Source organism: Edaphobacter aggregans DSM 19364 (assembly GCF_000745965.1).
Lineage (GTDB): Bacteria > Acidobacteriota > Terriglobia > Terriglobales > Acidobacteriaceae > Edaphobacter > Edaphobacter aggregans.
The window spans coordinates 106,079-118,378 of sequence record NZ_JQKI01000015.1 but is presented as its reverse complement, the minus strand read 5'-3'; the positions used below and the strand labels follow the sequence as shown (position 1 = coordinate 118,378).

Genomic DNA, 12,300 nt, shown 5'->3' with positions numbered 1-12,300 from the left:
GCGCCGGAAACATCTCCAGGCGCGGCTCTCTCATCTCAGACCGGCAGACTTACAGCACCGGCGAAAAATCTGTCAGCGACATGAAGTAGGACTCGTGCTTCTCCACCAGCGGCCCATTCGCCTCCGACGTCGCCTTCAGCTTCACCCACTCCGGATCGGCGCGGAACGCCTCCCAGTTCTTATCCGCAATCGCGCGGCTCTTGTGCCGCAGCATGTAGATCAGCGTCCGCCCCTTCAGAGGCTCGTCCGTCGCCGTCCAAAACGCCACGCAGTGCATCCCCAGCCGCTCGAAGATCCCTCTCTCCGCCCCGCGGAACCGCGCCAGCAGCGGCTCAAGCTTGCCCTCCGGCGTGTGATAGATGCGCAGCTCGTACACCGTATCCTTGTCCACACCATCGACTGCGGCCTCGGCCTTCAGCTCCGATCCGCCCATGAACGGCACAACGGCTGCCGCCCCCATCACCTGCAGTAAGCTACGTCGATCCATGCCCACCATCCTACCCCTTCCGAAATCTCCCCAGCCTCGTATACTTCGCCAAGGGACCTCAAGGGCATGAACATCAACCGACGCCGCGGAACCATTGCAATCTTCATCACGCTCGGCGTACTGCTCACAGGCCTCACCATCTTTCTCAACATCACCTGGATCATCCACAACAAGGGCCATCTCGCGCTCCTCGTCCTCGGCATCATCTTCTTCGCCATCCTCGTCGCCGGCGTCGTCCTCAACACCATCTTTCTCGTCCGCGAGGTCCGCCGCAACGACCGCCAGGACTCCTTCCTCAACGCCGTCACCCACGAGCTCAAGACCCCCATCACCAGCATCCGACTCTACCTCGAGACTCTCCAGCGCCGTCCCGTCGACGAGGCCCAGCGCCAGCAGTTCTACTCCATCATGCTCGCCGACTCGGACCGCCTCCTCGCCACCGTCGAGCAGGTCCTCAAGGCCGGCCAGCTCGGCCAGAAGCTGCGCCAGCAGAACCGCACCGTCGTCGACCTCGAGCCGCTCGTCGCCGACTGCATCGCCATCACCCTTCAGCGCCACCACCTCGCACCAGACGCCATCGTCCTCGAGCCCATCCCCGGCGCCGTCCATCTCCGCATCATGGGCATCGCCGAAGACCTCCGCATCGCCGTCCTCAACCTCCTCGACAACGCCGTCAAGTACTCCCCCGATGGCGTCCACGTCCGCTGCTCTCTCTCCATCACCCACTACACCTGGGCGGAGCTTCGCGTCACCGACACCGGCGTCGGCCTCCCTCCCAACCAGCACAAACGCATCTTCCGGCGCTTCTACCGCGTCCCCGGACGCACCATGCTCCGCATCAAGGGCACCGGCCTCGGACTCTTCCTCGTCCGCAACATCGCCCGCCAGCACGGCGGCGAAGCCAAGGCATCCAGCCCCGGCCCCAATCAGGGCACCACCATCACCATCACCCTGCCCCTCGCCAGTCCTGTTGGTCCCGCCCCCGCCACGGCGGCCGTGTCCGCTTAGCCCGTAAGCGACACGCGCTCAATCTCCCCCGCCTGCCAGAGATGTCGGCGCTCGTGTGCCGCAAACAGATCGAAAGAGAATCCCAGCGGATAACGCATCCACGATACAAACGGCGATCGCACCCGGCTTCGCGTCAGATCGTATCCGCAGGCCTCCCGCGCAGCATCCTTCACCAGCGGTTGTCTCTCACGAAACGCCTCGAGCGTGAAAAGGCCGCTGTCCACCTCTCCAGGTTGAAACCCCTTAGCCGTCTTCGTCTTCATCCGATATGGCGGCTCCATCGTCCACAGCATCCTTCGCAGAAACCATCCATACGGCCTGGACTCCGTACCCTGTCCCGCAAGCACAACTCTCTCCGCATCGCGCCACGCCGTCAGGAATGCATCCGTAGTCAAATTCAGATGATGGATGCACTGCGCGATCGACCAGCTGCCAGGGGTAGGCCTCCTATTCAAATCTGCCTTCGAATCCATCAGCCGCAGAATCGTCTCATCGATCGCGTCGATTTGCCTCTCGAACCCTACCAGGCTGAATCTGTCATCCATCGTCGTCCCTTTAAAGAGAAACCCGCCCCGGACCATCGCTGCTCGCCAGTTTAATATCAAGAGAACGCACCTGGTGAACCGAATGAACGAAGCTCAACCTCTCATCGCCGTCGTCGAAGACGAAGAGCACCTCGCCCAGGGCCTCCTCTTCAATCTCCAGGCCGAAGGCTACCGCACCCACCACGAAGCCGACGGCGATGCCGCTCTCGCCTGGCTCCTCAATCCCACCGAGCGCATCGCTGCCGTCGTCCTCGACTGCATGCTCCCCGGCACCGACGGCTTCGAGATCGTCCGCGCCCTCCGCAAGGCTCAGCGTTACACCCCCGTCCTCATGCTCACGGCACGCTCTCGCCCAGAAGACGTCCTCGAGGGACTCGAAGCAGGCGCCGACGACTACCTGCCCAAGCCCTTCGACCTCAGCATCCTCCTCGTCCGCATCAAATCCCTCCTCCGCCGCACATCCTGGCAGCGCGCGCAGACCGCAAGCGACGCCACACCCGAGCCTCCGCAGCCAAAAGACGAGTACGCCTTTAACCACCGCACCATCCGCTTCGACCACCTCGAGCTCGTCGCCCCCAATCGCACCACGCACCTCACCGTCATGGAGGCCGACCTCCTCCGCTACCTCACCGAGCGCGAAGGCCAGATCGTCTCCCGCAAAGAGATCCTCGATCAGGTATGGCGCGTCCACGAAGATACAGACACCCGCGCCATCGACAACTTCATCGTCCGCCTCCGCCGCTACATCGAAGACGACCCCTCGAGTCCGCAACACCTCATCACCGTGCGCGGCGTCGGCTACCGCTTCCTCGCCAACCCCTAGCCGCCATTCGTCACAATTTTATCTTCTCCTATTGCCATCCCATACAAAACCGCCCATACTCCTATGGCAAGACAATAGGAGTGGCAAATGGGCGACAAAACCGACGTTTGGCAAGGCACACTAGCACTGATGGTCCTCAAGACCATCGAGTCCATGGGACCGCTTCACGGCTACGGCATCGCCCGCCGCATCGAGCAGACCAGCGGCGATCTGCTCTCGCTCAACTACGGCACCCTCTACCCCGCGCTCCTCCGCCTCGAGCAGGAGGGAGCCATCGCCTCCGAGTGGGGCCAGTCGGAGAACAACCGCCGCGCAAAGTTCTACTCCCTCACCCGCGCCGGCCGCCACCTCCTGCACAAAGAGGCCCGCTCCTGGGAACAGACCACCGCCATCCTCGCCCGCTTTCTCGCACCGTCGGAGGACGCCTCATGAATCGTCTTCGCGCACGGCTTCGCAGACTCGCCGGCATCGTCCCAACCCAGCAACAGGAGCAGGAGTTCTCCTCTGAGCTCGAGAGCCACCTCCAGCTTCACATCGACGACAACCTGCGCGCCGGCATGACTCCGGAGGAAGCCCGCCGGAGCGCCATCCTCAAGCTTGGCGGCATCGAGCACACCAAGCAAGCCCACCGCGAGATTCACACCTTCCCCATCCTCGAGACCACGCTCCAGGACATCCGCTACGCCCTGCGCCAGCTGCGCCGCTCCCCAGGCTTCACCGCAACAGCCATTCTCATGCTTGCGCTCGGTATCGGAGCCAGCATCGCCATCTTTGCCTTCGTCGACGCTGCCCTCATCAAGCCTCTGCCTTACGCTGATCCCACACGCCTCGCCGACGTCGCCGAGCGCGGAGTCGCCTTCCCGCGCTCCAACATCTCCTACCAGGACTTCCGCGATTGGCAGCGCATGAACAAAGTCTTCTCCTCGATGGAGGCCTACACCGGCGGCGGCTTCCTTCTCCGCACTCCCTCCGGGGTCGAACCCGTCCCCGCCGCGCGCGTCACCGACGGCTTCTTCCGCACCCTCGGCATCCAGCCTGTGATCGGCCGCGACTTCCACGCCGGAGAAGATCAGCCCAACGCCCCTGCAACCACTATCCTGACCTACGGCACCTGGCAGCGCCGCTTCGGCGGACGCAAAGACGTAATCGGAGAGACCATCACCCTCAGCGGCACCCCGACCACGATCATCGGAGTCCTCCCCAACGACTTTCTCTTCCCACCTCGCGGCAGCGCTGAGTTCTGGACCACCATCCACGAACTCACCAGCTGTGAGAAGCGACGCAGCTGCCATAATCTCTTCGCTATCGGCCGCCTCAAAGACGGCGTCTCTCTCGACGCCGCGCAGACCGAGATGGCCGCCATCGCCAAGCAGCTTGAGATCCAGTACCCCGGCAGCAATCGCGATCAGGGCGCACATATCGGCTCACTCTCCGAACTCATCGTCGGCACCATCCGCCCAATCCTTCTCGTTCTCCTCGCCGGCGCCTGCCTTCTACTCGTCATCGCCTGCGTCAACGTCGCCAGCCTCTTGCTTGTCCGCTCTGAGAGCCGCCGCCGCGAGTTCGCCGTCCGCGGCGCCCTGGGAGCCACACCGTCACGTCTCATCCGTCAGTTCATCACCGAAGGTTTAGTCCTCGTCGCTGCAGGCACCTTCGCCGGCCTCGCCTCAGGAGTCCTCGCCATGCGCCTCCTGCTCGGCCTCGTCTCCAAAGACATGCTCTCCAGCATGCCGTATCTCTCCAACCACGGCCTCAACACACACGTTCTCGGCTTCACGGCCGCCATCGCACTTCTCTCAGCAGCTATCTTCTCGCTCACCCCGATCCTTCGCCTCCCCACAGCAGCCATGCGCGAGGCCCTCAACGACGGCGACCGCGCCTCTGCCGGTACCCTCTGGCGTCGTCTCGGAGCCAACCTCGTCGTCCTCGAGCTCACCATCGCCGTCGTGCTGCTCGTCGGCGCCGGCCTCCTCGGGAAAAGCTTCTACCGCCTTCTCCACGTCGATCTCGCCTTCGAGCCCGGCAACCTCGCCACACTCTTCGTCTCGCTTCCGACCACCACGTACAACAAGGACGAGCTCGTCGTTACCGCCGCTCACAAGATCATCGATCGCGTCGCCACCCTTCCCGGCGCCACCTCGGTAGCCATCACCAGCACGCTTCCCGTAAGCGGAAACGGCAACACCGACTGGATTCGCGTCGTTGGCCATCCCTTTCACGGAGAACATAACGAGGTCAACGAGCGCGAAGTCAGCTCAGACTATTTCAAAACCCTCCAGGCACGGCTCCTTCGAGGCCGTCTCTTGACACAGCAGGATGACGCCACCAGACCCCGAGTAACCGTTATCAACAAGGCCTTCGCCGATAAATACTTCCCCGGCGAAGATCCTATCGGCAAAAAATACGGCAATGGCGATCTCGCTCCCGACTCCATCAAGGAGATCGTCGGCATCGTGGACAACGTCCGCGAGAGCTCCCTCGACGAAGAGATCTGGCCCGCTGAGTACAAGGCTCATAATCAGGACGCCGACTCCTTCTTCGCTCTCGTCGTCCGCACCTCCGGCGATCCGAAGTCCATCCTGCCGTCTCTCAGCACCGCCGTCCATCAGGTCGATCCCGGCATCGGCACCTTCAATGAGCTGACCATGCAGCAGCGCATCGACGACTCGCAGACCGCCTACCTGCACCGCTCCGCCGCCTGGCTCGTTGGAGGCTTCGCTGCGCTCGCTCTCCTCCTCGGCGTCATCGGCCTCTACGGCGTCATCGCCTACTCCGTCTCGCAGCGCACCCGCGAGATCGGAGTCCGCATGGCCCTCGGCGCTCAGCGAGCCACCGTCTACCAGCTCATACTCCGCGAAGCCGGCGTCCTCACCGCGCTCGGAATCACCGCCGGAATCCTCTGCGCCTTGCTTACCTCCACGCTCCTCCGCGGCATCCTCTTCCAGATCCGCACCTGGGACTTCTCCACCCTGGCCCTCGTCGCCATCGTCCTCGCAGCAGCCGCGCTCATCGCCAGCTACATCCCCGCGCATCGCGCCGCCTCCATCAATCCCGTCGAAGCTCTCCGAGCCGAATAGCCTTCAGCCGCGAAAACAAAACTGTCATCCTGAGCGAAGTAACTCTCGTCTTTTGCGAGTTACGAAGTCGAAGAGCCTGCCCTGAGCAAAGCCGAATGGGACCTGCATTTTGCCCGTGCAGCAAATTCACTCAGCTTGGCCGGAAGTTTTGAGACTCACTACTCGCTTCCCGCGCATCTCATTCCTGCCCTTCGCGATAAACTCAAGCGAGGGCTACAAATCCCCACCGGCATGCGCATCTTCACCCGCTACATCCTCCGCGAAGTCACCTCCCACGCCCTGCTTGGCGGTGCCCTCTTCACCTTCGTGCTCTTCATGCGCGACCTCGGCCACATCATCGAGCTCGTCGTCCGCGACTCCGCTTCCCTCACCGACGTCCTCAAAATCTTCGCCTATCTCCTCCCCAACTTCCTCATCGTCACCATCCCCATGGCCGTGCTCGTCGGCATCCTCCTTGGCCTCTCCCGCCTCGCCGCCGACTCCGAGATCACCGCCATGCGCGCCTCAGGCATGGGAGCCCTCGACTTCGTCCGTATCATCTCCATCGTCTCCGGCGTCGGTGTCCTGCTCGGCCTCTTCAACTCTCTCTACCTCGCACCGCGCTCCGCCGCCGCCACGCTCGCGCTCGAACAATCTTTAAAAACTTCACAGGCCTCCTTCGAAGTCCAGCCCCGCGTCTTCTACGAGGACTTCCGCAACTACGTCCTCTACATCCAGGACGTCCGCCCCGCCGCCGGAGCCGCCCTCTGGCACCACGTCTTCCTCGCCGATCTTACTCAGCCCGCCAGCCCCAACATCACCACCGCCGACCAGGCCGTCGTCGTCAACGGCGACGAGCAGACCATACGTCTCCATCTGCTCAACGGAGGCCAGCACCAGACCTCGCCAACCGACGCCAATCAGTACAACATCTCCACCTTCGCCTCCACCGACCTCCCCATCCAGACCGGCGAGCAGCAGGACCCTCACCTCGGCCGCTCGGACACGCCTATCCTCGCGCTCCCGCTCTCCACGCTCTGGCGCCTCGGCAACGCGCCCGATAGCGACATCCCCGGCCACACCTCACGCCTCTATCGCATCGAGTTCAACCGGCGCTTCTCCTATCCCTTCGCCTGCCTCGTCCTCATGCTCATCGGCGTGCCGCTCGGCATCGCCTCCAAGCGCGGAGGCAAGTCCACTGGCTTCGTCCTCACCATCGTCCTCGTCTTCATCTACTACTTCCTCTCGCAGATCGGAATCGCCTTCGCCAAAAACGGCAAGCTCTCCCCCGTCCTCGGCGTCTGGGGAGCCAACCTCCTCTTCGCCGCCGCCGGTGCCCTCCTCCTCTACCAGATGTCGCGCGGAGGCATCGCCCTCGGACTCATCTCCTCCATCGGCGTCGGGATCAACAAGCTCCTCGCCCGCCTCACCCGCGGCCGCAAGATCGCCGCCGCCGGCAACGGCAACCTCGACATCGCCACCATCCTGCGCCGCTTCCGCAGCACCTTCAATATCCAGTTCCCTCTCCTGCTCGACGACTACGTCATGCGCGAGTACGCCACCAACTTCGCCATGGTGCTCATGTCGTTCTCCACCCTCTTCATCATCTTCACCTTCTTCGAACTCATCGGCGACATCATTCGCAACCGCACTCCCCTCGTCACCGTCGGCGACTACCTCATCAACCTCATCCCCTTCATCCTCTACAACGTCACTCCGCTCTGCTGCCTCGTCGCCGTGCTCATCACCTTCGGCGCGCTCGGCCGCTCGTCCGAACTCACAGCGATGAAGGCCACCGGCATCAGCCTCTACCGCATCGTCACGCCGGTTCTCATCACCACGCTGCTCATCGCCGGCGGCCTCTTCGCCTTCGACGAGCTCTACCTCCCCGCCGCCAACCGCCGCCAGGAGGCCCTCCGCTCCGTCATCAAGGACAAGCCCGCCCAGACCTTCCTCCGCCCCGACCGCAAATGGATCTCCGGCCAGGCCGGCCCCACCGGAAGCCCCGCGCGCATCTTCTACTACCAGTTCTTCGACGCCAGCAAAAACGTCTTCGCCAACCTCACCGTCTTCGAGTTCAACCCCACCACCTTCGCCCTCGAGCGCCGCATCTTCGCCTCCTCCGCGCACTGGAACGACCGCATCAGCCAGTGGGTCTTTGAGAACGGCTGGCAGCGCACCTTCTCCGGCGAGACCATCGCCTCCTACCAGCCCTTCACCCTCACCGCCTTCCCCGAGATCCACGAGCAGCCCTCCTACTTCGTCAAGGAAGACCGCCCCTCCCAGGAGATGAGCTACAACGAGCTCTCCCGCTACATCACCGACCTAAAACAATCCGGCTTCGACACCAAGCGCCTCAGCGTGCAGCTCAACCGCAAGCTCGCCTACCCGCTCATCACCCTCGTCATGGCCATGCTCGCCATCCCCTTCGCGCTCTCCATGGGCAAACGAGGCTCGCTTGCCGGAATCGCCACCGCCATCGGCCTCGCCATCGCTTACTGGGTCGTCGACGGACTCTTCCAGGCCATGGGCAACGTCGCCACCCTCCCCGCCGTCCTCGCCGCCTGGACCCCCGACCTCCTCTTCGGAATCGCCGGAACCTACCTCCTCCTCCGCACCCCCACCTAAACAAGCCGTATCGTTGGAATCGCAAGCTCGCGTATAGCAGTTCCGTGAAAATCCGCCGCGTTCCTGCTTTCGTATTGACAGCAGTTCTCCCACTCGTGCTAAATGGCTGGCGGCAATTAATCCGCTCTACGAACATAAGTAAAAAATTTTGAAGACATACGTTTGTCTTGAGGACTTTCTCCCCGTGTCCTCCCGCCTGCCAACATCGCCAGGCGCGCGCGGACGTTCGCCTGGCAGCACAGCCGTGAACACATCACTACACAGGAGCAGTGATCCAATGAGAGTCTCTCGCAGAGTTATTGCAACATTCCTTGCAGTTGCGCTGATCGCCCTCGGGGCCTTCCGCACCGCCACTGCACAAACCCAGCCCTTCAATCACCCCGGAGTCCTCGTCTCACGCGCTCAGCTCGACTATGTCAAGGTCATGGTCGCCGCGCACAACGAGCCCTTCTACTCCGCCTATCTCAAGGCGCTGAACAGCAATATTGGCCAGCTCAACTACCAGATCCAGGGCCCACCCGCCACCGGCATCATCGAGTGTGGCCCCACCTCCAACCCCAACTTCGGCTGCTCCGCCGCAGACAACGACTCCAGCGCCGCCTACCTCCAGACCCTCCTTTGGTACATCACAGGCAACCAGCAATACGCCAACAACGCCATCGCCATCCTCAATAAGTACGCCTACAACCTCAAGGGCTACACCAACTCCAACGAGCCCCTCCAGGCCGCATGGGACAGCGAAAAATTCCCCCGCGCCGCTGAAATTATCCGCTACTCCAACGCCGGCTGGGCCGACGCCGACATCCAGCAGTTCAAGACCATGCTCTCCACAGTCATCCTTCCTCGCATCATCAACGGCTCGACCTCCAACGGAAACTGGGAGATCAGCATGATCGAGGGCATGATCAACATCGGCGTCTTCAACGACGACCTCGCCACCTTCAACAAGGGCGTCCTCTACTGGAAGCAGCGCATCCCCGCTTACTTCTACTACCACACCGACGGCCCCGCCCCCGTTCCTTCCCCGCGCGGAACCGCCTTCTGGTACAACCAGCCCGTCTACGACGATCGCGTCGACGGCATCTCCCAGGAGACCTGCCGCGACTTCGGCCACGCCCAGTACGGAATCTCCGGCGCGCTCGACGCCGCCGAGACCGCCTCCATCCAGGGCGTCGATCTCTACAACGACGTCACCTCGAACGCACGTCTCCGCCTCATGTCAGCGCTTGAGTTCAACGCCAAATATCAGCTCGCCAACTCGACCTCCGTACCCTCGTACGTCTGCAACGGCACCGTTGCTCTACAGGTCTATCCCACCGACGAGATCGGCTACAACAACTACCACAACCGTCAGGGCCTCGATCTCCCCCTCACCATTCAGTACCTCAATCAGGTAATCCGTCAGCTCCCCAATCCCACCGAGTACCACATCATGGTCTACGAGACCCTCTCGCACGGTGGCGACGCCTCCTTCCTGCAGCCCTTCCTTCTGCGCGCTCTTTCAACCGCCTCCGCCGTCCGTGCCGGCAACAGCACCACCTTCACCATCAACGTCCTCCCCGGCAGCGACGCCAACCCCTCCGTCGGCTTTAACGTCACCGGCCTGCCCTCAGGAGCCACTCCCTCCTTCGATCCCTCCACGATCACCGGAACCGGCACCACCACCCTCACCATCACCACCAACGGCACCACCGCTCCCGACGTCTATCCCATCAACGTACTCGGCAACAACGGCACCTTCACCTTCACGCTGCCGCTCACCCTCACCGTCAACTCCTCGTCATCCGACTACACCATCACCGCAGTCCCCTCGCTCCTCACCAAGGTGGCGGGAGACCCGGCCGCCTTCGCCATCAACTTTGCAACGTCCAATGGCTATCTCGGCAACGTCGCCCTCAGCGTAGCCAGCGGTCTGCCCGCCGGAGCCACCGCGACCTTCTCGCAGCCAACCATCGGCAGCGGAAGCCCAACCTCCACCCTCACCATCCAGACCCTCGGCTCCACCGCTCCCGGAGCCTACCCCATCACCATCTCCGCCACCGACGGATCCGTAACCCACACCACACCCGCCCTGCTCATCATCAACTCCCTCAGCGGAGCCTGCATCGAGCAGCTCGGCAACAACTGGATAAACGGAACCATCCCCACCCAGACCGGAACCTTCACCGCCGAGTGGGACGCCACACCCTCCACCGCACTCAACAACTCCAACGTCGGCCTCTCCTTCGGCCCGCAGTCGGCCTTCACCGGACTCGCCATCGCCGGCCGCTTCAACCCCACTGGTCAGATCGACGCCCGCAACGGCGGAGCCTTCGCCGCCGCCGCCACCATCAACTACGCCGCCGGCGTCAAGTATCACTTCCGCGCCGTCGTCAACGTCGCCACACGCAAGTACTCCATCTACGTCACCCCCGCTGGCGGGAGCGAGATCACCATCGGCACCAACTACGGGTTCCGCTCCGAGCAGTCCGGTGTCACCAGCCTCGATCACTGGGACGCCATCTCGCAGGTCGGCCTCGTCCAGCTCTGCAACCTCGTCATCAGCAACCCGGCCAACCCGGGAACCGTTCAACTCATCACTACCTCGATCCTCTCCCAGCTTCCCGATGGCTCCTACCAGGCCACCGTGCTGGTCAGGAACAACGGCACCGCAACCGCGCCAAACGTTCAGATCGTCACCGCCATGCTCGGCAGTACAACCGGCACCCCACTGCCCTCCGGGCTCGGTGACATCGAGGCTGGCTCGCTCGGAGTCGCCGTCATCACCTTCCCCGCCTCCGCCGGCATCCCCGGCTCAGCCACCGTCGAACGCTTCACCGGAACCTACACCGGAGGAACCTTCAGCGGCAGCATCCGCGCCACTCTCCCCGGAGGCAAATAACCCTGCATCACCCGCTACCACACAGAACAGGAGCCCTAACCGGCTCCTGTTTCTATTTAACGAAGTGTCATTCCGAGCGAAGCGAGGAATCCCCGCATCTCGCCCGTCGAGCCACCTTCACCTTCGGGTCAACCCCGCAGTATCTTCCTTCCCCCAATCTGCCCTACACTAAGACTCAAGATGACCCTCCGCACCTCGCTCTCACTCTCCCTGCTCGCCGCCTGCGCCGCCGCTCAGACCACCGGCCAGACCACCACGACGCCGCCAAAGAAGCCGGCCCCCGCTCACCACACAACCGCCTCCACCACCGCTGCCAAGAAGCCCGCAGCGGCGGCCCCGGCAGCCCCCGAGGCCAACCCCGCCGACAATCCCCCCAACATTCCCAAGGTCGAGGGCACGCCCAAGCCTCTCTACGCCCTCCGCTACATCGACATCCAGGTCGGCACCGGCGAACCTGCCAAGACCCGCAAGTTCTACACCGTCCACTACACCGGCTGGCTCACCGACGGCACCAAGTTCGACTCCTCCCACGACCACCCCGGCGGCGACCCCATCGTCTTCCCCTACGGCGCCCGCCAGGTCATCCCCGGCTGGGACACCGGCTTCGAGGGCATGCAGGTCGGAGGCAAGCGCCGCCTCTTCATCCCCTACCAGCTCGCCTACGGCGAATCCGGCCGCCCGCCCGTCATCCCCGCCAAGGCCGACCTCATCTTCGACATCGAACTCGTCTCCGAATCCGACGCCCCACCCCAGCCCAAGCCCGCCCCCGCACCCGAGGCAAAACCCGCAACCCAACCCACCGAACCCGCCAAGCCCGAAGCCACAACGCCTCCAGATTCAACCGCCAAGCCGCAACCCCAGCCCAACTAAAC

9 protein-coding genes are annotated in these 12,300 nt (G+C 63.3%); 7 read left to right on the top strand and 2 right to left on the bottom strand.

Annotation, left to right across the window (positions count from 1 at the left end):
• Positions 1–49 precede the first annotated feature (49 nt).
• A complete protein-coding gene (locus Q363_RS07780) occupies positions 50–487 on the bottom strand; it encodes an NIPSNAP family protein (protein ID WP_211256133.1) in 438 nt (145 codons plus the stop codon).
• Between the two features lie 66 nt (positions 488–553).
• On the opposite strand from Q363_RS07780, the gene Q363_RS07775 reads away from it, so the two are divergent.
• Complete coding sequence (locus Q363_RS07775) at positions 554–1,495, top strand: sensor histidine kinase (RefSeq protein ID WP_035349128.1); 942 nt, start codon at positions 554–556, stop codon at positions 1,493–1,495.
• Here the strand turns inward: Q363_RS07775 and Q363_RS07770 are convergent.
• On the bottom strand, positions 1,492–2,076 hold the full coding sequence (locus tag Q363_RS07770) for a DinB family protein (RefSeq protein ID WP_035349127.1): 585 nt from the start codon (positions 2,074–2,076) through the stop codon (positions 1,492–1,494). The genes Q363_RS07775 and Q363_RS07770 overlap by 4 nt on opposite strands.
• A 46-nt stretch (positions 2,077–2,122) precedes the next feature.
• Here Q363_RS07770 and Q363_RS07765 point away from each other — a divergent pair, with 46 nt between their 5' ends.
• The 6 genes from Q363_RS07765 to Q363_RS37420 all read left to right on the top strand — a co-directional run bounded on the left by Q363_RS07765 (position 2,123) and on the right by Q363_RS37420 (position 12,298).
• Positions 2,123–2,863 (top strand): response regulator transcription factor, encoded by a 741-nt coding sequence (locus tag Q363_RS07765; protein ID WP_035349126.1) that lies wholly within the window; start codon positions 2,123–2,125, stop codon positions 2,861–2,863.
• Positions 2,864–2,950: 87 nt separating this feature from the next.
• Positions 2,951–3,295, top strand: a complete 345-nt coding sequence (locus tag Q363_RS07760; RefSeq protein WP_035349125.1) for a PadR family transcriptional regulator — start codon at positions 2,951–2,953, stop codon at positions 3,293–3,295.
• The gene (locus Q363_RS07755) at positions 3,292–5,940 is read left to right on the top strand and encodes an ABC transporter permease (protein WP_035349123.1); all 2,649 of its coding nucleotides are present in this window, start codon (positions 3,292–3,294) and stop codon (positions 5,938–5,940) included. Before Q363_RS07760 ends, Q363_RS07755 begins: the two co-directional genes overlap by 4 nt.
• Positions 5,941–6,171: 231 nt before the next feature.
• The gene (lptF, locus tag Q363_RS07750; RefSeq protein WP_035349185.1) at positions 6,172–8,547 is read left to right on the top strand and encodes an LPS export ABC transporter permease LptF; all 2,376 of its coding nucleotides are present in this window, start codon (positions 6,172–6,174) and stop codon (positions 8,545–8,547) included.
• Positions 8,548–8,824: 277 nt separating this feature from the next.
• Positions 8,825–11,428 (top strand): alginate lyase family protein, encoded by a 2,604-nt coding sequence (locus Q363_RS45360; protein WP_051978524.1) that lies wholly within the window; start codon positions 8,825–8,827, stop codon positions 11,426–11,428.
• A 180-nt stretch (positions 11,429–11,608) separates the two neighbouring features.
• A complete protein-coding gene (locus Q363_RS37420; RefSeq protein ID WP_064742609.1) occupies positions 11,609–12,298 on the top strand; it encodes an FKBP-type peptidyl-prolyl cis-trans isomerase in 690 nt (229 codons plus the stop codon).
• Positions 12,299–12,300: the final 2 nt, after the last annotated feature.